17 protein-coding genes are annotated in these 26,108 nt (G+C 39.0%); 11 read left to right on the top strand and 6 right to left on the bottom strand.

The features are described from left to right. From I6F48_RS05635 to I6F48_RS05600, 8 genes are all read left to right on the top strand, one after another. Nucleotides 1-1,671, top strand: coding sequence for an amino acid adenylation domain-containing protein (locus I6F48_RS05635; RefSeq protein ID WP_197119018.1), 1,671 nt, complete (start codon nt 1-3; stop codon nt 1,669-1,671). 38 nt (nt 1,672-1,709) lie between these two features. Next, nucleotides 1,710-3,746, top strand: coding sequence for a condensation domain-containing protein (locus tag I6F48_RS05630; protein WP_197119017.1), 2,037 nt, complete (start codon nt 1,710-1,712; stop codon nt 3,744-3,746). After that, nucleotides 3,743-5,470: a (2,3-dihydroxybenzoyl)adenylate synthase gene (locus I6F48_RS05625; protein ID WP_331458724.1), complete on the top strand. Its 1,728-nt coding sequence runs from the start codon at nt 3,743-3,745 to the stop codon at nt 5,468-5,470. Before I6F48_RS05630 ends, I6F48_RS05625 begins: the two co-directional genes overlap by 4 nt. Further along, a complete protein-coding gene (locus I6F48_RS05620) occupies nt 5,454-6,266 on the top strand; it encodes a class I SAM-dependent methyltransferase (protein WP_197119016.1) in 813 nt (270 codons plus the stop codon). Before I6F48_RS05625 ends, I6F48_RS05620 begins: the two co-directional genes overlap by 17 nt. Nucleotides 6,267-6,338: 72 nt before the next feature. After that, entirely contained in the window at nt 6,339-7,553 is a 1,215-nt protein-coding gene (dapE, locus tag I6F48_RS05615) for a succinyl-diaminopimelate desuccinylase (protein WP_197119015.1), read from the top strand. A 612-nt stretch (nt 7,554-8,165) separates the two neighbouring features. Beyond that, complete coding sequence (locus I6F48_RS05610; RefSeq protein ID WP_197119014.1) at nt 8,166-9,086, top strand: heme/hemin ABC transporter substrate-binding protein; 921 nt, start codon at nt 8,166-8,168, stop codon at nt 9,084-9,086. A 2-nt stretch (nt 9,087-9,088) separates the two neighbouring features. Beyond that, entirely contained in the window at nt 9,089-10,141 is a 1,053-nt protein-coding gene (locus I6F48_RS05605; RefSeq protein ID WP_197119013.1) for a FecCD family ABC transporter permease, read from the top strand. A 3-nt stretch (nt 10,142-10,144) separates the two neighbouring features. Beyond that, nucleotides 10,145-10,948 carry a heme ABC transporter ATP-binding protein gene (locus I6F48_RS05600; RefSeq protein ID WP_166421815.1) on the top strand — a complete coding sequence of 268 codons (804 nt, stop codon included), beginning with the start codon at nt 10,145-10,147 and terminating at the stop codon, nt 10,946-10,948. Between the two features lie 429 nt (nt 10,949-11,377). Here I6F48_RS05600 and I6F48_RS05595 read toward each other — a convergent pair whose 3' ends face one another. The 6 genes from I6F48_RS05595 to I6F48_RS05570 form a co-directional block, all read right to left on the bottom strand. Then, nucleotides 11,378-11,839 (bottom strand): hypothetical protein, encoded by a 462-nt coding sequence (locus tag I6F48_RS05595; RefSeq protein ID WP_166377515.1) that lies wholly within the window; start codon nt 11,837-11,839, stop codon nt 11,378-11,380. A 79-nt stretch (nt 11,840-11,918) separates the two neighbouring features. Next, nucleotides 11,919-13,985: a TonB-dependent receptor gene (locus I6F48_RS05590; RefSeq protein WP_197119012.1), complete on the bottom strand. Its 2,067-nt coding sequence runs from the start codon at nt 13,983-13,985 to the stop codon at nt 11,919-11,921. A gap of 447 nt (nt 13,986-14,432) precedes the next feature. Next, a complete protein-coding gene (locus I6F48_RS05585) occupies nt 14,433-15,119 on the bottom strand; it encodes a 4'-phosphopantetheinyl transferase family protein (RefSeq protein WP_165740909.1) in 687 nt (228 codons plus the stop codon). Between the two features lie 345 nt (nt 15,120-15,464). After that, nucleotides 15,465-16,196, bottom strand: coding sequence for a 5-oxoprolinase subunit PxpA (locus tag I6F48_RS05580; RefSeq protein WP_197119011.1), 732 nt, complete (start codon nt 16,194-16,196; stop codon nt 15,465-15,467). Between the two features lies 1 nt (nt 16,197). After that, nucleotides 16,198-18,009: a glycoside hydrolase family 3 protein gene (locus tag I6F48_RS05575; protein WP_165740907.1), complete on the bottom strand. Its 1,812-nt coding sequence runs from the start codon at nt 18,007-18,009 to the stop codon at nt 16,198-16,200. A gap of 813 nt (nt 18,010-18,822) precedes the next feature. Further along, nucleotides 18,823-19,347: a hypothetical protein gene (locus I6F48_RS05570; RefSeq protein ID WP_024592711.1), complete on the bottom strand. Its 525-nt coding sequence runs from the start codon at nt 19,345-19,347 to the stop codon at nt 18,823-18,825. Between the two features lie 149 nt (nt 19,348-19,496). Between I6F48_RS05570 and I6F48_RS05565 the strand changes: the two genes are divergently transcribed. The 3 genes from I6F48_RS05565 (at nt 19,497) to I6F48_RS05555 (ending at nt 26,003) form a co-directional block, all read left to right on the top strand. After that, a complete protein-coding gene (locus I6F48_RS05565; RefSeq protein ID WP_197119010.1) occupies nt 19,497-23,519 on the top strand; it encodes a rhombosortase-dependent M36 family metallopeptidase in 4,023 nt (1,340 codons plus the stop codon). 459 nt (nt 23,520-23,978) lie between these two features. Next, nucleotides 23,979-25,502 carry a sensor domain-containing diguanylate cyclase gene (locus I6F48_RS05560; RefSeq protein WP_165727926.1) on the top strand — a complete coding sequence of 508 codons (1,524 nt, stop codon included), beginning with the start codon at nt 23,979-23,981 and terminating at the stop codon, nt 25,500-25,502. Nucleotides 25,503-25,814: 312 nt separating this feature from the next. After that, complete coding sequence (locus I6F48_RS05555) at nt 25,815-26,003, top strand: hypothetical protein (protein ID WP_197119009.1); 189 nt, start codon at nt 25,815-25,817, stop codon at nt 26,001-26,003. Nucleotides 26,004-26,108 lie beyond the last annotated feature (105 nt).

Here is a 26,108-nt window from a genome sequence, read left to right as displayed (position 1 = left end):
ATGGAGCAGATTAACAAAGGGATGCCAGCAGGTACAGCATGCCTGTATCAATCCTTTGCTGAACAAGCCGTTATGCACCCTAATCGCATCGCTGTTAGTGATGAACATAGCTCCTTGACATATAAAGCGCTTAAACAAAAAGCGGAGTTGGCATCACATCGACTTTATGCAAGTGGTGTTCGTACAGGAAACTGCGTGGCTTTAATATTGCCTAGAAACTGTGAGCAAATTATTCACGTGTTAGCAATATTGCAACTTGGAGCGTGCTATGTGCCGATTGATCCCGACTACCCCAAAGAAAGGATCGATTGGATAATTACTTGTAGTCAGCCTAGCGCAATTGTTACTCAGCGAGAGTTGAGCATGACGCTTTGGGGGAACGATTCACTTACTAAAGCTATGAGTCATTTGTTGTTTGTCGAGGACCAATTTAACTTTGTTCCAGATGAGCACGAGAAACCTGTTTACAGAGCCGCTGGTGCTTTCGCTTATATTATTTTTACTTCAGGGTCGACGGGAAACCCTAAGGGAGTTGTTGTAGGGCATCAGCAAGTTCTGGCCTTAATTAATGCGGCAATGCCTTTATTAGATGCAACACATACCGATGTTTGGGCTTTGTTTCATTCACTGGCTTTTGATTTTTCAGTGTGGGAAGTGTGGGGAGCCTTGACCACAGGAGCCAAGCTAACGATTATTCCAAAAAGTGTAATTTGGTCACCAGACGCCTTAGTGCAATATTTGAGAGCAGAAAAGGTCACTATTCTTAATCAAACGCCTTCAGCATTTTATGCCTTAATTGACGCAGAAAGTAAGGCTCTAAAAATGAGTGAGCAACCACTATGCTTGCGCAAAGTAGTCTTTGGTGGCGAAGCACTTAATTTGGATAAAGTAAAAAAATGGTGGCAGCTTTACCCTTGCGAAACATTGCAATTGATAAACATGTACGGGATCACAGAGACAACGGTGCACGTAACATGGCTAACACTAAGTGATTCACTTTGTGGCACTGAAAATAGTCCAATAGGTGAAGGGCTACCTAGTTTGGAGGTGCTTTTACTTGATGAAAATTTAGAAAAAGTGGCTGATGGTGAAATTGGTGAAATTTATGTAGCAGGAGATCAAGTGGCATTCGGTTACATCAATCGCCCTGATCTAACCGCGATGCGATTTGTTGCCAGTCCTTTTCATACTGGGAAGCGGATGTATCGTTCGGGTGACTTAGCGAAGCAACTTGATGGTCAACTCTTTTATATTGGTCGTGCAGACAGGCAATTGAAAGTAAGGGGGTTTCGTATTGAGCCGAGTGAAATAGAAGTTGTTTTAGAATCACATGCAAAGATACAAAGAGCAGCCGTGATAGCAAAACCATGCCTCGACAGTGGTTTATCAGATGGCTTAATTGCTATTTTAATCGCGACAGAGGAATCATTTACCGCACAACCAATAGCAACATTGAGAAATTATCTATCTCAGCATCTCCCTGTTCACTATTTACCTTCAGACTTTCTATTTGTTAAAAAATTCCCGCTAACAGTAAACGGAAAACTGGATGAAAAAGCGTTACTTATGCAGTGGCAAGCAAATCAAAAAAGTACTTCTTCTTTGCATCAACAGCGGCTAGAGCTGCTGCGTTTGAAGCAACAAGACATCCTCGCCAAGTCAACAACATGATTTGGTAAAGACAAACATTAAGAATGGAAACTACCCAAATGAATAAAAATAGTAATTCAGCCTCGCTATTAGAAGATGTACTTGCTGTCGTTAGTAATACGTTAAATTTACAGCCAGGTGCTGTATCAGCAGAATGTAACCTGATTGAAGCAGGACTTGATTCGATCACATTAATGAACTTAGTGTCAACTTGGCGAGCGGCTGGTTATGATATTAACTTTGCAGATTTAGCTAAAAAACCATTCGTGGGGGCATGGGTTGAGTATCTTAGGGTATCGGCTGCCAGCCTCGCTGATAATACACAAGACACTATCTTTGGGGTCCCAAAAATAAAAATCGGGAAACTTCCTCATGCGCCTTTTTCACTTGCGCCTATGCAGTATGCCTATTGGTTAGGACGTGATGTTAATCAACCGCTTGGGGGGGTATCAGCGCATCTGTATTGTGAATTTGAGTTGTCGGCAATCAATGATAAGTCACAGCCATTAGATTTAGCCCGTTTGACGCTAGCAATAGAGAAACTTGTTCAACGTCATAGCTCGTTGCGTTTACAGGTATGCTCTAGCGGACAGCAAATACATAATCCAAGTAATAATACAGTGCATGTCACCTTTAATGATTTACGGGATAAACCTACTGATGTTGCGCAGCAGTTACTAGAGCAGTATCGCTCGACCTATTCATCACAAATGTTAGATATTGAGTCAGGAGAAGTATTTGCGGTCGCTTTAAGCTTATTAGAAAATGGTAACAGTCGCCTGCATTTAGACATTGATATGATAGCTGCAGACGCCGTTAGTTATCGCACGCTACTGCGTGATCTTGCACTGTTATACGATGACCCCGATGTAGAACTTGCTGATTTAGCAATGAGTTATAAAGATTGCCGAATGGCCATTGAGCATAATTGGGAGTCAATAAAAGAAAGCTCAGGAATGTGGTGGCAAACACAGCTAGCTTCTTTACCCAATGGCCCATTACTACCTTTAAAAGCAGCTTCATCGCAGCACCCTATTACAACACGTCGCCATTTTAATATTGATCCGCAGCGTAAAGCACAATTATATGCGCAATGTCGTCAGTACGGATTAACCCCATCAGTGGTGTTAGCAACCGTGCTGGCAGAAACCCTGGCTGGATGGAGCAAAGATCCGCGTTTTATTCTTAATGTTCCTTTATTTCAACGTCCACTCGCAGGCCCTAATATTAAAGAGGTGGTAGGCGACTTTAGTAGTTCAATACTCCTCGATGTTGATACTGGCCCGACTGCAACTTTTGTGACACGAGCGCGTGATGTTCAATCTAGTATGCACGAGGGAGCAGCGCGCGCAGACTACGGTGGAGTTCATGTTTTAAGAGATTTAGGGCGTGCACGTGGGCAGCAAGTAACAGCGCCTGTTGTATTTACAAGCGCATTAAATTTAGGTGAGTTATTTGATGCAAATGTGCGCCGAGTATTTGGGGATCCTATTTGGATTATTTCTCAAGGGCCACAGGTATTACTTGATGCGCAAGTAACTGAACTTGATGGTGGTATTTTAATTAATTGGGATTGTCGAGAGGATGCTTTTGTTGATGGTGTGCTCGATGCAATGTTTGATTTTTTCAGTAATACCGTGGTGAACCTCGTCACTGAGCCAGATTATTGGGATACGCATATTGGTGATACGTTACCCAAAAATAGAGTCGTTGCTGAGACTCAAGAGCCAGTAATTACTAAAAATGTAGAACATGATGAAACCTCGTTAAGTATGCCAATAGTTCGTGTGGTAGCTTCTATTTGGCATGAAGTGATCGGGGGGGATGGTAGTAATATTCATCAAAACTTATTTGCTGCGGGTGGGGATTCTGTTTTAGCAAGTTCGTTAATCGCGCAAATTAGGGAAATCTTCGGATCCAATTCGATAGACATGAAAAGCTTATTTAGTTCACCTTCTATTGCAGGCATTGCCGCTTCAATTACTGGCTCGACCGATGCTGAAGAAGTATTACAAATTGCTCAAGTGTATTGTGAAATCTTAGATTTAGATGATGACGCACTCAGTGCTGAATTGGAAATGGAGGGGGCACTGTGACTGAGTTTGTGCCTACCGAAGCCGGGTTATATGCTTGGCCAGAAGAAATAAGCAGAAAATACAAAGAGCAAGGGGTGTGGGGAAATGAAAACTTTGCAAATTGGTTAACTGCAAAACTTAAGCAATATGCTGATGTTATTCTGCTCAGCGGCCCCGGCCTTCAATCTGGTGAATGGCAACAGATGACAGGCCAAGAAATAAGCGCTGTTGTGAATAATATAGTAGAGCATTGCCACAGTATTGGTCTTGGGCGAGGTGATAAAGTGGTGATGCAAATGGGTAATAATAATGCATTTGTATTAACCTTTTTCGCTTTACTCCAGCTAGGCGTTATTCCTGTCATGGCGTTACCTGGACATGGACAACGTGAAATTTTGCATTTTGTGAAATTAACACAAGCACGTGCTTGGTTTGTTAGTGAACAATCGATTAGTTTCGATTGTCATGCATTTGCCAATGAGCTACTTAATACAGTCCCAACACTTAAACATGTTGTTGTAGATGGCCTAGATTTAAAACCGCATCCGTCAATATTATCTTTACTAGAGTTTACTAAGGAAACTGAAGCTCAAATGACAGCACCTGAGTTTCCTGGTCTCGCAGCGGATCCTGCTGAAATGGCTTTATTATTATGCTCAGGCGGTACAACAGGAATACCGAAGTTAATTCCAAGAACACATAGAGATTACCTCTACAATATAAAAGCCAGTGCTAAGCTTTGTGAATTGAGTTCACAAGACCGCTATCTTGTTGCATTACCAGCGGCGCATAATTTTCCATTAGCTTGCCCAGGTATTTTAGGTGCGATTGAAGTGGGAGCTGGGGTAGTTATGTGTCCAGTGCCGAGTCCTGAAATTGCATTTGAGTATATTGAAAAAGCAGGGGTTACGGTGACAGCGTTAGTGCCGACTTTAGTGAAAACTTGGCTTAATTATGCTGCATTAGTAACACCTCCAACGGCGTGTCTTGATTTATTACAAGTTGGCGGTGCTAAACTTGATGAAGCTACAGCTCGCAGAATCGGTAATGAACTTAATTGTAATTTACAACAAGTGTTTGGCATGGCTGAAGGACTTCTTAATTTCACTCGTAATTCAGATCCTAGTGTTTTAAAACTCAAGACTCAAGGACGTCCATTATCTGATTTGGATGAAGTTAGGGTGGTGGACGAACAAGGCCAGGATGTTGCAAAGGGAAAGTGTGGCGAGCTGTTGACCAGAGGTCCATATACAATCCGTGGTTATTATAAAGACGAGCAGGCCAATCAAAAATCATTTACTACTGAAGGTTATTACCGTACTGGGGATCAGGTAAGGCGGCTAAGCAGTGGTCACCTTATTGTTGAAGGCCGAATCCAAGAGGTTCTTCGCCGAGGTGGAGAGACTATTTCGGTTGAAACATTAGAAGCTCATTTAGCCTGCCATCATGGCATAAAAGATGTTGCTGTTGTGGGACTACCTTGCGAACAACTCGGTGAACGAACATGCGCAGTTATCGTTTCGCAAGACCCAAATTCGCCTAAGTTAGCACTCAAAGACGTAAGGCAATACCTAGCGGCACAAGGTGTTGCACGCTATATGTTGCCAGATACAGTGGCGTATGTTGAACATATCCCATTAACCGTTATAGGTAAAATAGCTCGTAAAAAATTATCAGAAAAAATTAATTTTGATCTTAATAAACAACAAATCAAGGAATACAAACAATATGACTCAAATAAATGATACACAACTACCATTAGAAGATGCACCACAATGGCTGGCTGATGAATATGAGCAAGCTAATGATGGCCAATTTCTAGAGGCCTTACAGGCACTTAAAAAAACAGATTTATATAAAAATAATATTGCTGGCCTTGCTGCTGACATTGGTTGTGGTAGTGGTCGCTTAGCTGCTGAACTTGCGCATAGGGGGTGGAGTGTTGACGCTACTGATGTTTCAAAATCAATGATAAGTAAAACTATTGAGCGATGTAATGATTTGCCTGTTAATGCGAATGTGTGTGATGCGAAGCAATTAGTATTAAAGCCAAATATATATGATTTGGTGACTAGTTTTTGGATGCTTCATTGGCTCAAAGATGCAACTCATACGCTTGAACAAATGGCAGCAGCGGTAAAACCAGGTGGATGTATTGCTATACAGTGGAGCTGCAGTCAGCCAAACACAGAGGGATTTTTATTAAGGGATACATTACAGGAAGTATTTATGAGTCCCAAATGGAAGGACAGATTGAAAGATGCCCCTTTAGCTATGTTTCAACATTCTCTTGAAGATGTTTCAGCATTTTTTTTACACAAAGGATTTGAAGTGGTTTCTATTCGCGAGAATATCAATGTTGCAGGAGGGGAAAACCCCGAAAGTCTAAAAAAAGCATTACGAGCTGCCGCTTTTGCAGCTCAAACTGTTGTACTCGGTGATGATGTTGATCAGTTTATTGATGAATGTTTAACACTGCTATTTTCAAGAAATGCGATGAATGTGGCTAATAGTGAGTTGATAGTGCGTTTAAAGTATTAGTTATTACTGGGAGTTTGTTGTTTAACTTGTTGATGAAACAAACTACCTTAATACCCTTTATTTAATTATGAGGTGAGCCTTATCATCGATGAACACTTTACTTTAGCGGCTGAGTTAAAGAGCGAATACCAAAGTCGAGTAATTGAGTATGCACGTGAATTACTGCAATTTGAATCGGTAACACCTGATGACGCAGGTTGCCAAGCATGGATTGCAAAAAAGTTATCAATGCTGGGAGCAAAAGTCGATACATTTGAAAGTCATGGGGTGAGTAATCTAATTGCTGTTATATCTAATGGTGATGGACCCGATTTAGGTTTTTGTGGGCACACGGATGTTGTGCCCACAGGTAATCTTAATAAATGGCAAGCCCCACCTTTTGCAGGTGAAATTAAAAATGATTACTTGATCGGTCGAGGCATCGCAGATATGAAAGGCGGTATTGCCGCAGCCTTAGTTGCAGCTGAGATGCTAGTACTTGAAGCGCGCTTTGTTGGGCGACTATGGTTTTTAATTACCAGCGATGAAGAGGGCGATGCTTTATTCGGCTCATGTGAAATTGTAAAACACTTTAAAGATGCAAAACAGGACTTGGATTATTGTATTGTTGGAGAACCGACATCAATAAAGCAGTGCGGTGATATGCTAAAAATTGGACGCAGAGGGGCGTTGAGTTTTGCCATTCAAGTTAATGGAAAAAGTGCGCACGTTGCTTATCCGACTCAAGGCATTAATGCTATCCATCATGCCTGTAGCATTGTAAAAGATTTAATGAAATTTGATTGGGATAATAGAGATAACAATCAGCTTGGTACAACAATGCAAGTCACTCATATTGACTCAGGTCTGTGCAGCGATAATGTCATACCTGACGCTGTAATAATTAATTTAAATATTCGTTATACCAAGGCTTACAGTGAAGATGATCTAATTCATTTAGTCACTCATATTGTAACGCGAACTACTAATGATTTCTCACTAACAACATCGCATGCTTGCAACCCTTATTACTCTGCAGAGAATAGTAAAAATAAACTTTCGCTAATAAAAGAGTGCAAAACAGCCATTAATCAATGTACTGGTTTGCTTCCTCAAACCTCAACTGCAGGAGGAACTTCTGATGGCCGTTTTTTTAGCGATATTTGTCCGCAAGTAGTTGAACTTGGTTTAACTAACGGCACTATCCATCAAGAAAATGAACGAGTTCATATTAGTGAGCTTGGAAATTTAACAAATATCTATTTTACGGTGTTTAAAAAGTTACTAAGTAACCTGAACACGGGTTAAGAGATTTACTAACATATTGAATCATGCTGATATTTAAATTTATTTTCTCTAGCCAGAGATTTTCAGTGAAGATAAGGCGAATTTACGCGTCAATAGCTGGCCTATTGCAAGTAAATTCAACACAGTTAGCGCTGAAAATAGCTGCTCGAGATAGATTTATTATCCAGAGTTCAGGTTAAATAAACAGGGGAAAAATAAGCTTTAATTTACTTCTCGAGGTTGAGTTTGCAGCAGAGTGTTTGGTTTTTTGGCAAGGTAGCGCCTATGTGGTGTGATTGTTTACCATAAGTAGGTGATGGCAAGCATAAATGACACTCGCTGCTATTTAGGTTTGACTTGGTGATGAAACCCTTTTGTTACCCAGTATTTTACTTATTCTTACAAGGATACAGCCATTAGAGTAATGCGGGCCGTATGAGGTGACTTGGTTACACATTTCACGCCGTGATTAAATAGCCTTTAAATTGAAATCATTTAACTCCGAAAGCTCACATACCTTATTACCTAAGAGGTTAAACTAAATTTTATAGGGCATTAAAACAATCATAATAAAAGCTACTAGTTGCAAATGAAAACTGTTATTGTTTTTATTTGTAATTTAAGTTTAACATCATGAAACTCTCATCTATTTTATTTATTCCGTTTGTTATTTTACTTGCTAATAGCTATGTACATGCAAGTCCGCAGCCTCTTAACCCACAGCGAATAGTGGTTGCAGGGGGCTCAATAACAGAAGTTATTTACGCCCTTGGTGAACAACAACGCATTGTTGGCGTTGATAGCACCAGTGTTTATCCAGCCGCTGCAACTCAGAAGCCACAAATTGGCTATGTTCGCAAAATAAGCGTTGAAGGTGTGTTGTCATTAAATCCAGATATTATCCTCGCTGAATCAGATATTGGTCCTAAAAAAATGGTTGAGCAATTAAAGCTCACTGGCGCTAACTTGGTTATCTTGCATGAAAACGACAACTTTTGGCGTATTGAAAATAAAATAGAGCAAATAGCCAAACAATTAAATGTTGTGAGTAAGGGCAATATGCTCGCAGACTCTTTGCAAGCGGACCGCAAGGCCTTGTCATATATTTTAGAGCAAACAAGTACTAAACCTAAGGTTTTGGTTATCCGCAGTAGTCAACTTATGGTTGCAGGGGCAGAGACAACTGCTGATGAGTTGGTAACTATTGCAGGTGGAGTGAATATGATGGCTCAAACAATGGTTAACTGGCAGACGATTTCAAGCGAGGCCGCATTAGCACTAAATCCTGATGTGATTATTAGTATGGGAATTGGCGCCAATGATCAGCAACCAAGCGCTGAAATATTATCTGTTTTTAAATATTCAAATGCGATAAAAAATGGACGTATTTACAATTTTGATGCGCTCTATTTGTTAAGTATGGGCCCTAGAACGCCTCAAGCCGCGGTAGAACTAGCGCATGCATTTTATCCTAAAACACGCTTGCCGGATGGCTATCAATATAGATTTTTAAAATTAGCTGAAAACAGCACAAAACAACAGGACGAGCGATAGCTATGCTGGCGTTAGGAAATAGGTTATTAGCGCAACAACGGATACGGGTTTTATCTATTCCTGTTTTGTTTATTATTTGTATATTGGTATTTTTTATTGCCCTAAGTCAGGGAGGGGTTGTGATAACGCTGCGCGAGACGATGCTTATGCTAACCCAGCCGGTAGATGATCAGCTTAAGCACGCTATAATTTGGCAGATCCGCCTTCCTCGTATTCTACTTTCGATGGTTGTTGGAGCTGGTTTAGCAACCTGCGGTGCTGCAATGCAAGCTTTATTTAGAAATCCATTAGCAGATCCTGGCTTGATTGGCATTGCCAGTGGTGCAGCGTTAGGTGCAGTAGCAACTATTGTATTAGGAACAAGCTTGTTTGCTAATTTTAGCGACAACTTAGGCTACTATGCGGTGCCTGTAGGGGCATTTTTGAGTTGTATTGCGGTATGCATGTTTATCTATCGGTTGGGCGCGCAAAATGGGCGTTTTACTATTGTTAGCCTACTACTGGCAGGGATTGCCGTAAATGCGATTGTAAACGCTATTATCGGTATCTTAACACTGGTAAGTAATGAGCAACAATTGCGTGATTTAACATTTTGGAGTATGGGCTCTTTGGCGGGAAATCACCTTGCGATGATAATGCCAACACTCGGTATTATTATTGGTTGTTGTATTGGTTTATTACGTTTATCTAAACCTCTTAACGTGTATTTATTAGGAGAGGCTCAAGCGAAGCATGTCGGCATTAATGTGACTAAATTGAAAAAGCAGGTTTTTATATATACGGCACTTTGTACAGCAGCAGCCGTCGCAATTACGGGCGTTATTAGTTTTGTCGGCTTAATAGTACCGCATATTATGCGCTTAATATTAGGCCCAGATCACCGTTATTTATTACCAGCTTGTATGTTAGGGGGAGCATTAATGCTTAGCCTTGCTGATTTATTTGCCCGTACCATAATGCTACCAGCAGAAGTCCCCATTGGTCTAATAACCAGTGCTATTGGCGGTCCATTCTTTTTGATTATGCTGTTAAAAACTTACCAAGGAGCAAAGTGAACTATGTTAATTGGCAACCAACTTAGCGTAAAAATTAAACATAAAACGTTGCTGGATAATATTGATTTTTATGTAAAACCAAATGAAATTGTAGTTATCATTGGTCCCAATGGCGCAGGTAAATCATCATTAATGAAAGCATTATCAGGAGATTTACCGTTAAGTGGCGGAACTGTAAATATTAATCAACGAGAGTTAAATGAGTATAGTTTGCTAGAGCTTGCTAAATTAAGGGCGGTATTAACCCAGAGCTACGAGTTAGATTTTCCTTTCACCGTTAATGAAGTTGTTGATATGGCGCATTTTAGTCATCAAGAACAGTGCACGCAGGCTACCTTGAAACAGTTCTCTAATGATGCAATGAAAGCCGTAGGGATTACTCACCTAGCACAGCAATGCTTTACTCAGCTTTCTGGTGGTGAAAAGCAACGTACTCAATTAGCTCGTGTATTGTGCCAATTACAGCCAAGTTTAACTCAGCAAAAAAATGCTTATTTATTAATTGATGAGCCAACTGCTAGCTTAGATTTATATCATCAATATGAAGTCATGAACCAAGCCGTTACAACCGCAAAACAAGGCGCGGGAGTTGTTGCTGTTCTTCATGATTTATCACTTGCTGCGAGCTTTGCAGATCGAATTTACATGCTTGATAAAGGAAAAGTTGTTGCTCATGGCTCGCCTGAAGAAGTACTAACACAGCGCCATTTAAGTAATGTTTATAATATTAATGCAAAGCTGCAAACAGATATTGAAGATGTACTTCCCCACATTATGGTGGCGGAAAAAACACTCACAAATATATGATTTTAAGTTGTATCGATTACATATTATTGAGTGTTTTTATAAAGGGGTAATACCAATTCCATTAAGTATGTGATCTAAATTTTACGCAAAAAAAATAATTCAGTTCTAGGCGTAAATTGATGTAAATGGTTGTTCCCTTTACGAAATTTACAACAAAGAAATGGGTTGTTTTAGCAAGTAAAATAGATCAGCTATTTATTGGTATTGGTATTGGTATAACTAGGGCATGTTGAATTTTGGTGGTTGAATTTACAGCGGCCTGTTTGGTTTTTAGGTAAGGCAGAGCCTATGTAGTGTGGTCACTGCCCATAAATAGGCGATAACGCAGCATAAAGACCAAACATGCGCTTCCCTTTGAGGGACGATTAACTCTTTATTGCCTTGTTATTAACACGATTTGCTTACCTCAAAATAGATCACTTAATTAAGCTAATTGGTATTACCGCAATGAGAGTGGACAAGTGTAGCTACATCTTGTAATTCAATATTTTCAGGTATCGCTATCTCTTTGGTTGATGCCTGCAGCCATGTTGCAGCATCATCAAGTGATTTAAATACGGCTCCAGGTATACCAAAGGCTTTTTGAACGCTCATATTCTGCAATTTTTGATATTGCTCCTCAGGAACAACGATAAGCATCGCTTGAACAAGTTGTAGCATTTTCTCTGCCGCACCATTTTTAAGCCATTCTTGTGTTGCAGGACCCGCCCCTTTAGGGTGTTGTAAGGATGCTTCATCTGTATAAACACGCACTACAATAAATGCTTCAGCTCTATCAAACCAACGATCCCATGATATTAAAGAGTCTAAGTGCATTGCTAGCGTGCACTCCCCCTTTGCTACTGTTACAGCTAATGGCCAGAGGCTGCTATCGTATTTAATTGTTGTCATACTTAATAACCTTTGTTATTGATTTTATAGATTTTTCCACGGCAAATGATTTAGCTTTGCTGTGGAAAAATCTGATTGATTAGAATGTATACTGTATGCCCGCACTAATAGTTCTTGGTTGGGTCAATACTGCTGTATCAAAGTTAGTATCAGGTTCATTGCTATCAGCAGGTGCTGTACCTGGATACAATGCAACAGGAGCATCTTCATCAAAAATATTACGTACTGAAAGATACACTTTAGCTTGCTCAGAGATAACGTAGTTCAAACTTGTATCAAAGGTCGCAAAAGCGTCTGTTTTACCGCCTTCATCGTTTGAAATACTGGTATACCAGCCATCAGTGTACTGGCCACTAACGTTAACAACCCAATTATTTGATTGCCATGTGGTCCCTAATTTCATAGAAGCAGAAGGAACCGTAAGTAATGAGTTCCCTTCTAGGCCTGAGTTTGGATAATCAGTGATCTCAGAATCTAACAGTGCAAAACCACCATAAAGATTGAACTGATCATTAATCTGCCAATCGGCATTAAATTCAAAACCAATAGTAGTTACTTCGTCTGCATTTCTAACTACATAAGCTTCATCACGTGAGTTTTCAGGTGTTAAATCAAAAGGTAGTTGCATGTCTGTATATTGCGAATAAAACAGGTTTTGAGATGTGCTTATACTGTTATTAGCCCATTGCTGACGACCATAGATTTCTAAAGAGTTTACGTACTCTTCATCATATTCATAGTTAACAATTGGTGCGCCAAAGGAAATGCCGCCGCCGCCTGCATTATACCCGCGAGATAATTGTAAACCGACAATATGCGTATCACTTACTTGGTAGCTGAGCCCAAGCTTAGGTAATAAGGCACTGTAGTCGTTATCAGATTCTATTTTTGCAATCGCTCTATCAGGATCACCGCCTTCACGTTTGCGATTTTCTTTTTCGTAGCGTAAACCTGCCGTTAGCTCAAATTTGTCACTAAATGGGAGGGCACCCTCAGAGTAAATTGCAAAATTATCTGAATCATCAGTAAAGCTTTGTTTTACAATGAATTGGATCCAATCATCTTGTTTTGAAGTGTAGTAGCGACTACCAATAACCCATTGTTCGCCGTTATCACCTTGATAGCGTAAACGAGGTTCTATCACAAACTCTTTGTTATCAATATTCGCTTTAGAACCATCTGGCGTAGATTTACGTTCAAAATTAAAGTCTGTTGCTGAAGCCGTTACCTCTAACTGTAGTTGTTGAGTTAATGATGCGCTGTATTCAATGCCTAAGCTTTTAGTATGCGTAACATGAACGGGTTGTTGCGGAAAGTTAGAACGACGCTGATCAAATGGATAATCAATGATTTCACTATTTGGACCACTGTATTTGTTATCGGTTAGTGTGACAACAACGCGTGTACCGTATTTGTCATCGCCCTCATAAAGTAATTTCCCTCTAATTGCACGGCCTTCCATGTCAGCTGGGTCTTTAACACCAGGGTAAGATTCATAATCAACAGATGAACTACGTTCAAATTGATCTGCTGCAATTCGTAAGGAAAACTGCTCAGAAACAGGTTGATTATAAATAGCTGAAAGTCGTTTTTGGTCTAAATTCCCGCCTTCAGCACGAATTGTGAACTCTTGTTCAAACGTCGGATCTTGTGTTTCTACGCGTATTGTACCTGCTATTGCATTACGCCCAGCTAAAGTACTTTGTGGCCCTCTGAGAACTTCAATTTGTTCAAGGTCCCAAATACCTAAATCGCCAAAAACTATTTCGTTATAAGTAGCTGAACGACCATCAATTTGCCAGTTTAAGCGTGCTCTGCTGCCTGCAAAAAATGCATTCGCGTTTTCTGCAGCTCCAGTACCATCAATACCCCTTACTGTTGGAGCTTTACCAGTACCAGTGACCATTGTGATGTTTGGAATTTCGCTTAGTACGTCTCTTACGGTTCTTAATTCGGGGCGGCTTTCAAGTTCTTTACTATCGAAAACAACAACGCTATTACCACTTTGTAGTAGACTTCTTGATAATAACTCTCCAGTAACTTCAATAACGGTCATTTGATCCACTGCGTCATTGTTATCAGTATTAGCTAAAGCTGTAGTAGATGTAAGTGCTGCGAGGGGGATTAAAACATCCTTAAATTTCACAGGTACTCCCTTCTGTAAATGTAAATGATAATTGTTTTCAATGCTATATTCAATTGTATTAAAATACAACACTAAAGTTAATTAATGTTGTATTTTTAACTTAATTGTTAATCAGTAGAGAGGTGGTTTGGCTGTTATTTCAATCTAGGGCGATTTAATCGCGGCGTGAGGTTTGTAACCTAGTGGGCTTGGTAACGGCTCCTGCGTTACCCTACTGGCAGCGCATATTTGGCATTTATTCAACGTTATCGCCTATTTATGGGGAATAACCACACTACATAAGCTCAGCCTTGCCTAAATACCAAGCATACGGCTGAAAATTTAACCTCGAAAGATAAACAGGTCCTAGACAAATTTTTTATCTATTTGTTTCAAATAAAAATTTTAACGACGTATAGTGCAATTTAATTCGTTAAATTGCTCAAAGGTTTATGCAGGTTGGTATAACTAGGAATTTTTGAATTCGCACTCTGTGAGCACTATATTTTTGTCACATTGGTAAAATACGGTTAAGTAAGTGTCTTTAGGCACTTGCGGTGAAAGTGCTTGGGTTATTTTAAATTGCAGTTGTTGTTCATTAAAGGCAATGAGCGTAGCCGCTTCAAAGCCAAAAAATTGTTTCACACTTGCGTACAAAGCTTTAAAAATACTTTCTTTTGCTGAGAAGATAATGGTTAACGGGTGTGATACCTGCTCTGCGAACAATCTAAACTGAGGATAGTCATTAGGGTGCAAAATTTGTTCTTGTAGCTCTCGCTCTTGTTTTGCGCTCATTAGCTGTTCGATATCAATACCAATGCCAGCGATATCTGTGCGCTGAGAGGCCATTGCCATTGCAATCCCTTGAGTATGGGTAATACTAGCGATAACTTTATCAGGCCATATCGGCGCGCGATCATTGCTAGAAAGAATATCAAAAGAGGAAATACCGAGTGCGTTTAGTACTTTTTTCGCACAAAATCGGCCAGCCAAATACTCGGCCTTTCGTTTTGTGACTGCTTTTTGAAGTTGCAGCGGTGAAAAAATCTGATAACTCGAAAAGTCACTATCAATAAAGTGGTTACTATCAAATTTACAACAAAAAGTGCTGTGGCTAAGGTAGGGTGTAAACTGAGTATAAGGGGAAAGTTCCATATGCTATTTGCATTTTTCCTAAAATTAAGAGTAGCGCTTTAATGGTACGTTAAAAATATAATAAATAAAGTAAAGTTTATGACCTGTGCTGAGCTTAAGCTCATTACGTAATGTACAATATGCATGATTAATTAACCTGAACTCTGGATAATAAATCTATATCGAGCAGCTGTTTTCAGCGCTAACTGTGTTGAATTCACTTGCAATAGGCCAGCTATTGACGTGTAAATTTGCCTTGTTTTCACTGAAAATCTTTGGCTAGAGAAAATAAATTTAAATATCACCATGATTCAACACTTTAGTAAATCTCTTAACCAGAGCTCAGGTTACTTAGTTTTTGAGTGTTTAACGAGTTTGGCACAGAGCTTTGATCTCCTGAATAAGGGCAATGCTTGCTTCGTTATCGCCATGCACACATAAACTATCAGCATGTAAAGGTAATACCTTTCCCGATTGAGTTGTTACACAGCCTGTAGTTAACAGTTGTTTTACTTGCGCAATCAGTGCCGATTTATTATGCACGCTACCAGGAATATTCCGCGATACTAACAGTCCTGCATCGGTATATTGACGGTCCGCGAAGGCTTCTAAAATTAATGTTAATTGGTATGTTTTGGCAAGTTGCTGATGGCTTTGTGCTTTAGCCGTTGCAAGTAGCATGAGCTTTAATGGGGTTGGGTAGATGGCAATGGCATGCATGACAGTGTTTAATATTGTTTCATCAGCCATCATGTCGTTATAAAGCGCGCCATGTGGTTTAACATAGCTAAGCGTTAAACCTTGTACTTTTGCCATGCCCTCAATAGCGGCTATTTGATAATGCAGGCAGTTTATTAGCTCGCTTGTACTAAGATTCATTGAGCGCCTACCAAAACCTTGCAGGTCTGGGTAGCTTGGGTGAGCACCAATTTGTACGTTATGTTGCTTGGCAAGAGTGAGCGTGCTTGCCATTACATCGGCATCGCCGGCATGAAAACCACAGGCAATATTAGCCATATCAATATGTGGCATTACATCATCGTCTAGCCCCATTTTCCACGCGCCAAAACTTTCGCCTAAATCACAATTAAGTTTCATATTAATGCGCCTTTTGCGATTTTATTGTAACAGGCAGTACGCCGTTAGCAGGCGCTTCACCCAGTAACACTTTTGCAAGGGCGGTAAAAGCAGGCCCAGATACAATATCGTTTTTATCTACATCAATATTATATGCGTAGGATGCAAGTACAGCATTTGCATAATTACCAAATTTAGCAATGTCGTACGGTGCTCTTAGGCTTATAAAAACAGTGCTTTTGTTTTCCTCTTTTGCCATATTTAATAATGACTCAAGTGCTTTTGGTTGCTCTGCATTATTAAGTGCAAAATTAGGATCGTCTTTTAAATCATCCATACCGCCAATTTCTACCGCACTTTGATTAGGCGTTGCATTGCCGGCTATAACTATATCAGCAGCGTGTATTTGTGCTTTTGCGAGTGCAGGGTCGAACCCTTGTAAGCTACTACAGCTATAGGTGAATTTTTGCTGGCTGGTAGCTTCAATTGCTTGCTGCATTGCCATACATTTACGCGTGTCGGGCATAATAATATGAACATTACTTCCTGCTTTTAAATTAAGCGGTAAAATACTGTTATTATTTTTAACCTGCGTTATAGCCTCTACAGCAAGTTGCGCTTCTATTTCACGATGTGCTGCACTGCCAATAACCTGCTTAGCTTCAGTAAGCGCGGTAATAGGGTCAAAATTAGTGCTTAATCTAAATTTATTTTTAAGAGAGGTAATACGCATCGCAGATTGTGCTATTTCTTGCTCATCAAGTTGTTTTGATTTAACCGCTGCAACAAGCTCTTTAATAAGGTCATCGAGCTTGTTTAAATCATCCGGCGTTCTAATTTCAACGGGCATTAGGGCAATGTCAGCCCCAGCCGCAAACGTATTAATTACCGCTTGAGTTGGTGTAAAAAAGTTACTAATACCTGCCATATCAAGCGCATCGGTTACTACAACACCTTGGTAATTAAGCTCACCGCGTAAAATATCAGTAATGATTGCGCGCGACATTGTTGCCGGTTTTATCATGGTTTTGCCATCAACACTTACAAACGTTGTGCTATCGAGCGCTGGATACTGGATATGCGCCGTCATGATCATGCCAGGGTTTTGCTTGGCGATAATGTGTTTAAACGGTGATAGGTCTTGCTCGTAAATAACCTCTTTTACATGGTTTACTTGAGGCAAACCTGTATGGCTATCTACATTTGTATCGCCATGCCCAGGAAAGTGCTTTAACGAAGTAATAACGCCATTGTTTTCAAACCCTGCAACTTGAGCTGCGCCTAGCTTACTAACGAGTGCTGGGTTTTCACCAAATGAGCGTACGTTGATAACAGGGTTATCGGGGTTCATGTTTACATCAACCGTAGGCGCATAATTTACATTGATACCCAGCGAATTTAGCTCTTTAGCTATTACTGTTGCTGTTTTTGTGGCAAAGCTTGTACCGTGTTTTTTGTACGTTGCGCCAATCGACATATTACCGGTAAATGATGTAGCAACATCGCGTGGTAAACGCGCTACACGTCCGCCTTCTTGATCTATTGATATAAATAAAGGCAGCTTACTACTGGACTTACTTGCAGCTGTTTGCAATTGGCTATTAAGCGTAATGGTTTGTTCTATTGATTGAGTGTTTTCAGAAAATAAAATAACTCCGCCAATATCGTATTTAGCAATAGCGACGGCAAGCTCATTAGGTAACTCGGTCATTGGAGTTCGGCATTTATTACTTGCTCCTTGCTGGCAAAAGTAGCGAAAGTCGAGTATTAACTTTTGCCCAAGTTGTTGTTCAAGAGAAAGCACGGGTTTAGCAAACGAGGATTGTAATGGCATTAAACACCCAGATAAAAAAACGATAGACGGTACAATACACTTATTTAGCAAAACACACTCCAAGGCTAAAAAGTAGATAAATGTATGCAGCTTAACTACTTTTTAAAGTAACTGCAAAAGAAGGTTTTCTTTACAAAAACCATTAACGTATTGTAAAAATTGAAGAAAAATTATAGTTTTGAACTTAGTGAAAAGTTATATTTTTTCTGGCTTTATTGATATTAGGTAATAAATTTTTAATAGGGTGTAATTGCAGGCTTTATGCTCAATTATAGGTGCAAGTATTGAATGCCTAATACTTAGGATGGCATTCATTTTCGAAAGAATTATTAATAGCCTTAATCTTCGATTTCTTATTTTTCATTTAACGATTACAGCCTTTATTAGTACTTTAGTAAGTCGCTTTTATTCTACCTACCAAGCACAAAAGGAGCAGTTAAAAACTTACACTAAAAATAACTATGCCTGCGCTAATAAACTAGCATCAACAACTTATACTCTTTAGAATCAGCAATGCAATAACCTGCCTATTCAACTAAAAATCATCTTGAAAAGACAATATTGTGGCGCATTTAGGTAGAGAAGAATTTGTATTTTTTTACCTAATAAGAACAGCAAAGTGCGCAAAATAGCGGAGCGATCACGTCAAACCGTTGAGTCTATAAATACGTAAACTATTGGATTTATAATAATTCCTATTGGCATTGCAACTTGGTCTGAGCGTAGTAACGAAATAGACCAAGTTTACAAATGTGCTGACAAAGTACTTTACCATGTTAATAAGTATGGTAGTGGTAAGTGCATTGTTGCTGATTAAAAGTGTGTTTCGATAGGAGAGTAATCAATTGCAACTTCTACATTGCTCACTGAGCTATAATTGTTTAGATCTTTAGATAATCCTGCAATATCAACATCCTTTTCAACAAGTAATGTGTAATTGTGAGCTGTCGATTTAACTAACTCATAATTATTTTTTAACTCATCAGGCAAAGAATCGGTATTTAATGTAATGGTAAGAGTACCTGTTACTACACCTTTTTGCTTTAAGTTCTGATTATAAATAACGTCGCCTTTAAATAACTGCTCAGAGTTAAAAATAAGCTTATCACCCGATGAATTTATGCTTTTAGATGCTTTTTTCATAATACCTTGACTACTTTCTTTTTTAGGAAAAATAGTGTCAGTTTTCTGGTTCTTAGATGGTTCTTTTATAATGATTTCTGCTGTTTTAGGTAGCGCCTGAGAGTTGTTAACCTCTGTTTTTTCACTGTTATTACATGCAGATAGTAATAAAGCTGCAATTATTGGCACTGAACTTATAAAAATTATTTTTTGCATTCGTTTACCTTTGTTTACTTTTCTCTAAATTTAAAGCTATTCAGCTTCATTCAAGTATGTATATTAACAACTTAACTATGCGTTTACATAAAATAATCAATTAAAAAACATTATGTACTTTAATATAATAAATACAAACAGGTGGATACATGTCTCAATTTAAATTAACAACTATTGCCATAGTTGTAGCATCAACATTAGCAGCAGGTGAGCTAACGGCCGCTGAACAAACCCGATTTTATGATGTAAGTGCTACAAATGCAGTTACTCAGGGTACTTCTTTAGCTGCTGTTCAGCAGAGAACCTTAGCCGAACGCGCCACTGTATCTGGTCAAAAATCTATTTACGATGCACAAATGGGTAAAGCAACATTTTTATGGCAAGCAATAGGTCAGCGTAAGCCTGACATGGCTTTAATCGCAGCTGATAACCGTAATCAATATGCTGCTGACTTTTATATTGAAACTTTAACAGGTATTAGTAATCGTAAAACAACAGCATCTTCTGCTGTTATGGTTGATTTATCAGAGCAAAAACGCGGTTCTATTAGTGCAAAATACAAGCAACAAGTAAACGGTGTTGAAGTTTTTAACCGCGAATACAACTTGTTAATGGATAAAGAGTACAACCTAGTAGCAAGCTCGGGTTATTTTGCTGATACGTCGTCATCTAAAAATAAACTTGCTGCATTAACGGGTTTTGTAAGCTCTGAGCAAAGTATAAAAAAAGCATTTAGTGAATTAGCAAATATTGATGTCTCACTTCGTAAAATTGGTAACGAGGGTGGATATGCAAAGTATGAGGCTAAATCATTAGATGACTCTAAGATTGTTTTAGGTACACCACGTGCAAAAGAAGTATTTTTTGAAGTTGCAGGCGAGCTTAAATCTGCTTACTACATTGAAGTAGAAGTAGCAGAAGTTGGCTCTTTAGAAAGTGACTACTTTAGTTATGTAGTAGATTCGAATAACAGCAAAGTATATTTTGCGAAAGATTTGAAATCTCATGCAGCTGACTTTAATTACCGTGTTTACGCTAACCAAGATGGCTACCCAATGGAAAGCCCGCACGGTGACGTAATTCCTGCAGATGGCCCAGGGCAAGTAGACGAGACTGAGATTTTAGACGCGCCAATGGTATCTCTATCTTACTACAGTAAACTAAGCACAATGGACCCATGGTTAGCTGATGATGCAACGACAACATCAGGTAATAACGTATTTGCTTACGCAGATGTGGTTGCACCTCAAGACTTTAGTGAAGGTGACTTTACTGCTGAAACAACAGCAGACTTCACATTTGACTACCCTTATAAAGTAGATGAAGTTGCAAATAGCTACGCAAACCGTAAAGCGGCTATTGTTAACTTGTTTTATATGAATAACTTTTTACATGATTTTTTCTATGATCATGGTTTTGATGAAACGTCAAATGTAGCTCAAGTATCTAACTTTGGTCGTGGCGGCGTAGAAGGTGACCCGATTGAAGCACAGGCTCAAGATAACTCAGGTCGTAATAACGCAAATATGTCTACGCCAGCTGATGGTGCTAGCCCACGTATGCAAATGTACTTGTACAACAGTAAAGATGCCGTTGTTGGTGTAGATTTTGGTATTACAGTAACTTCACATGACTCTTTAGGCCTTTTAGCTTCAACAAAAGAATCTGGCTTTGGTAAATACCAATTCAGTGATGTGGCTGCAGAAGTTGTTCGTTTAGATGATGGAAATACAGTAGATTCAACAAGTGTGAATGATGGTTGTGAGCCTGCTATAAATGCAGCTGAACTAGCGGGTAAAATTGCAATTGTAGACCGTGGCTCATGCTCATTTACAATTAAAGTAAAAAATGCACAAGATGCGGGTGCAATAGCAACTATCGTTGTTAATAATGACCCAGATACAGCAGAACCGGCACCAATGGGCGGTGAAGACGATACTGTAACTATTCCAAATATGGGTTTAAATTACGCTGATGGTCATGCAATGTATGACCTAATTGATGCTAGTGAAGTTGTTACTGTAAACATGTTTACCAAAGCAACATTAAAAGATGGTACGTTTGATAATGGTATTATTGCTCATGAATGGGGTCACTACATTAGTAACCGCTTAGTCGGTAATTCATCAGGCCTTATTAACTTCCAAGGCCGCGCAATGGGCGAAGGCTGGGGCGATTTCCACTCATTAATGTTTATCGCTAAAGAAAGCGATATAAATATCACAGGTAACGATAAGTTCCAAAAAGCATATGGTAGCGGCACATTTGTAGAAGACTTCTACTTCGGTATTCGTCGTCTTCCTTATTCAACTGATACAGATGTAAATGCATTATCGTTCCGACATATTACTGAAAATGCTGGTGCTGATATTGGTATTTCACCAACAAGCGTGGCTTCTCCTCATGCTGCCGGCGAAATTTGGGCAACTGTATTATGGGAAAACTACGTAACGCTTATTAACGAGCATGGCTTTAATGAAGCACAAACTCGAATGGCAGATTACTTAGTTGCAGGTTACAAATTAACACCTATAGCACCAACCTACACTGAAGCACGTGATGCTATTTTAGCTGCTGCCTATGCAGTAGACCCTGCTGATTACAAGTTAATGGTAGGCGCATTTGCTAAACGTGGTATGGGTCTTGGCGCAGTATCGCCAGATCGTTTCAGTGAAGACCTTACTGGTGTAGTTGAATCAGATAAAACACAGCTTTCTAGCTATGCTTTTGCAAGTGCTGACTTAAACAACATGTACAATGGTACAGAGCTTGGTTTTTGTACTAACGACAATATTTTAGATAAAGGCGAAACGAGTACGGTTAGCGTAACAATTACTAACCGTGGTAGTGAAGTACTTAGTGGTACAACAGCACAACTGACAGTTATAAGCGATCATGATGTAACATTTGAAAATGATGGCCTACTTACTTTTGGTGAAGTTCAACCGTACGAAGCAATAACAAGTAACGATATTAAAGTTACTTTGAACGAAGCGGGTACAGCTGAAACACTAGAAATTGAAGTCACATTCCCTGAAATTGAAACAGACGATGATATCGTTGAAGCGCTTGATCAAACACTTACGTTTGAAGTAAATATGGGCTTTAAGTCAGAAACGCCTGTTGGAGCTGTAGTTTCTGATGATATGGAAGTAGCAAGTTCATCACTATTAGATTTAAAAGAAAACGTAATGTTTGGTGGTGATTTAGCTGCTGGCACTCAAGTAATGGATAATAGTAGTAATATTGCATTCTTTGAACAAGGTGGCTTTGGCCTAGGCACACAAGCAATGCGCCTTGTAAATAATGGCTTCCAATCGGATGTAGCAGTAGAGAGTAAGTCATTCGAAGTCGGTTACTCTGGCGACTTTGAAATTTCATTCTGGCATTTCTATAGTATCGAGGAAAACTGGGATGGTGGTGTTGTAGAAGTTAGTGTTAATGGTGGTGACTGGGTTGATGCTACTGAAATTGGCGGCACATTTGATGTTGGCTATGACGCTGTTCTAATCGAAAACGATTCTCAAGAGCTTCAAGAACGTGAAACATACACAGGTAATAACGTACAAGATAGTGGCGCGTATGGTAATTATGAAACTATCAACTTTGGTGATGCTCTAAACGGCAACTTAGTAAAAGTACGCTTTAGAATTTCATCAGATGGCGCAGTAAGTGATTTAGGTTGGTGGATTGATAACCTAACTATGTCTAACGTTTTATCTCCTGTATTTTCAGAACTTGTAGCGGGTGATTCACTAGCATGTGATAACGCAGCTCCACTTGTTTTAGTAGAAAGCGCATCAGCGGAAATTACTGAATCTGCTACAGGAACAATTACAGCAACAGCGTCAGATCGCAATGGTCAAACACTAACTTATGCTTGGACTCAGGTTAGCGGTAGTGATGCTACGCTCACTGGTACTGATACAGCAACTTTGAGCTTCACACCTGCAGCTATTACTGCAGATGAAGAGCTTGTTTTTGAAGTTGCCGTAAGTGATGGTGTAACAACTGTGACTCAACAAAGTACTGTAATGGTAAAAAATGAAGCGGTAGCAACAGTGCCTGTAACAGAAGCAAAATCTAGCGGTGGTGGTAGTTTTGGCTTTATAGCTTTATTACTTACTCCATTAGTATGGTTTAATAGACGTCGTAAAAACGTTAGTAAATAAGTTTAAATAACATCCCGTCGTCTCTAAACACATGACGGCTTTAATGAAAGGCCAGTAGCTTTTGCTTCTGGCCTTTTTTATAAACTTAGTGTGATGTTTTTAGTCCTGACCTCATATTAACTTTTTCATGGCCATACACTTTGACTTATCTATTAGTCATATTGCCTTTTTATACGACATCAACAACTTATATCTTAAAGCTTAATAAACAACCTCGGTGCGTTCACTTAGTTGGCTAGAGTTTTACTGATTAAAGGATAAAAAATGGCAATACTGGAATATATTATTTATCACGCCATACCCTAACGCATAGTCGCTAAATTGAACAAACCAACTTAATTAAAAACACTTAAACGGGTATAATACCTAACTTCGTATAATACGCGCTGAATTTGAGTGCTTTGGAATGCAGCTTTGCTATATAAATTACTACCCGCTTTAAATTTAAGATTTCTTATATTGCTACTCGCATTCTCTGCAGCACTGAGCACATTGGTAGGGAGTTTTTATTCTACCTATCAGGTTCAAAAAGAGCAGTTAACATCATATACGCTAAAAAGTAATTTAGCCTATGCACAAAAATTAGCCTCCGCAACTGATAACTTTTTAAAGTCTGCGCTTCAGCAGCTTGAATACTCAGCTAAAATTATTGAGCAATCACCAAATAACTCCAAATTATTAAACGATGAAGCCATTCGTTTAAATCATCAAACGGATAGCTTTAACTCTGTTGTGATTAATTTACATGGTGTAGTTGCAGCGACGTCGCCTCACTTTGAAAGTTTAATAGGCCAACAAATACAGTCTCCAGGAGCAATAGAAGCACTAAAAGAAAAACGCCCATTAATTAGTGAGCCTTATTTATCGGCAGCTGATAATTTAATTGTTTTTATTTCGCACCCGCTATTTGATTCTGAAGGTAAGTATTTAGGTTATATTGGGGGCTCTCTTTATTTAAAAGAGAAAAATATTTTAAATGAGCTTTTAGAACAACATTACTACAAAGGTGGTTCGTACCTTTATGTTGTTAGCTCAAATAAGCGCATTTTATATCACCCAGAACCTGCCAGAATCGGCAACGTTATTGCTAACAATGCTGTGATTGACGCTGTTATAGATGGCGAAATAGGCACTTCAACGGTTATTAATAGCTTAAATAAGCCGATGCTCGCAGGCTACGCACCCATTACTTTATCTAAATGGGGAATAGTGGCGCAAAGACCATTAGAATCAACGCTCTCTTCGCTAGATACATTAACTATTGAAGTCATTAAACAAACAATACCTATGGCATTAGTCACATTTATTTTTATTGGTTTATTCGCACACTTTATAGCAAGGCCGCTAAAGCGATTAGCCGATAACGCAAATACACTCGATGATCCAAAAAGCTTAGAAAAACTTAAAAGCGTGAAGTCGTGGTATTTTGAAAGTCAAGAACTGAAGTTAGCGATGTTAAGAGAGGTTACTTTATTACAAGCACAAATAGGTGTGCTACGCCATGACTCACAAACAGATCCCTTAACAGATACGCATAACAGAAGAAGCTTAAACGGCCTACTTAACCAGCTTATGCTAAAGCAAACCCCATTCGCTATATTAGAAATTGATATCGACTTTTTTAAACGTGTTAACGATACTTTTGGACATGATAAAGGCGACGAAACTTTAGTTTCGCTAACAAATATAATTAAAAAACTATCAAGAAGAGACGACATAGTATCAAGAATCGGCGGTGAAGAATTTGTTCTTGTACTACCAAATGAAAACAGCCAAAGTGCCTATAAAATAGCAGAGCGTTTACGTAAAACAGTAGAATCGACAGAAATAAACACCATAGGAAAAATCACTATTTCTATAGGTATTGCGACCTGGCCTGAGCATAGTACTGATATTGCCCAAGTATATAAATGTGCCGATAAGGCGCTATACCATGCTAAAGAGCATGGTCGTAACCGATGCGTAGTGGCCGATATTAGCTAAGCGCAGCTTAGTTAAGTAATACACTGTATTACTTTAAATTGATAAATACTTTACAGAGAGTTTATTAAGCCAGCCATCTGCTTTTGATGGCTTGTAAATCATTACTATGCCTTTGCTATAGTGACTGTTAACCCCCTTTACAGTTATTTTTGTAAGCGCTAAGTCATCAATCAAAAAATTTGGTAAATACGCTAATGCCAAAGCAGTTTTACTACCAAACTAACTTTTTAAAACCCGTTATATGTTGAAAAATCACGACTAATAAAACACAAAAATGCATTTTCATTAGTAAAACTAACGCAGCAACAAGGCTTGGTAATTCATAAAATACAAAGTAAACCAAGTTATGACTCGTTAAGCTTAGTGCCACTGACTAAAGGTGAATATAATGGGGAGTTAAAGTGTAATACTACAATTAATACAGCGCTTAAAAGTAAGCTAGAGGCATGTTTTAAAAGCGTACCAAGCTATCTAGAAACAAAAGATTTATCGGTTAATTAATTTATAAATAGCCAGCGCTTTTTAGCTTTAAAAGCACTGGTTTTATAAAGTGTTACTTCGCATTAAGTGTGTACAAATTTGCTTAAACATACTTGCCATTAAGTA

Source organism: Pseudoalteromonas sp. SWYJ118 (assembly GCF_015864505.1).
In the GTDB taxonomy this organism is placed as follows: domain Bacteria; phylum Pseudomonadota; class Gammaproteobacteria; order Enterobacterales; family Alteromonadaceae; genus Pseudoalteromonas; species Pseudoalteromonas arctica.
The sequence above is the reverse complement of the archived record's forward strand: the minus strand, read 5'-3'. Positions and strand labels throughout refer to the sequence as shown.

What these genes read in the sequence shown, in the direction of transcription:
- I6F48_RS05635 (WP_197119018.1), top strand. Translation starts at nt 1, where the DNA reads ATGGAGCAGATTAACAAAGGGATGCCAGCAGGTACAGCATGCCTGTAT.
- I6F48_RS05630 (WP_197119017.1), top strand. Translation starts at nt 1,710, where the DNA reads ATGAATAAAAATAGTAATTCAGCCTCGCTATTAGAAGATGTACTTGCT.
- I6F48_RS05620 (WP_197119016.1), top strand. Translation starts at nt 5,454, where the DNA reads ATGACTCAAATAAATGATACACAACTACCATTAGAAGATGCACCACAA.
- I6F48_RS05610 (WP_197119014.1), top strand. Translation starts at nt 8,166, where the DNA reads ATGAAACTCTCATCTATTTTATTTATTCCGTTTGTTATTTTACTTGCT.
- I6F48_RS05605 (WP_197119013.1), top strand. Translation starts at nt 9,089, where the DNA reads ATGCTGGCGTTAGGAAATAGGTTATTAGCGCAACAACGGATACGGGTT.
- I6F48_RS05600 (WP_166421815.1), top strand. Translation starts at nt 10,145, where the DNA reads ATGTTAATTGGCAACCAACTTAGCGTAAAAATTAAACATAAAACGTTG.
- I6F48_RS05595 (WP_166377515.1), bottom strand. Translation starts at nt 11,839, where the DNA reads ATGACAACAATTAAATACGATAGCAGCCTCTGGCCATTAGCTGTAACA.
- I6F48_RS05585 (WP_165740909.1), bottom strand. Translation starts at nt 15,119, where the DNA reads ATGGAACTTTCCCCTTATACTCAGTTTACACCCTACCTTAGCCACAGC.
- I6F48_RS05580 (WP_197119011.1), bottom strand. Translation starts at nt 16,196, where the DNA reads ATGAAACTTAATTGTGATTTAGGCGAAAGTTTTGGCGCGTGGAAAATG.
- I6F48_RS05575 (WP_165740907.1), bottom strand. Translation starts at nt 18,009, where the DNA reads ATGCCATTACAATCCTCGTTTGCTAAACCCGTGCTTTCTCTTGAACAA.
- I6F48_RS05570 (WP_024592711.1), bottom strand. Translation starts at nt 19,347, where the DNA reads ATGCAAAAAATAATTTTTATAAGTTCAGTGCCAATAATTGCAGCTTTA.
- I6F48_RS05565 (WP_197119010.1), top strand. Translation starts at nt 19,497, where the DNA reads ATGTCTCAATTTAAATTAACAACTATTGCCATAGTTGTAGCATCAACA.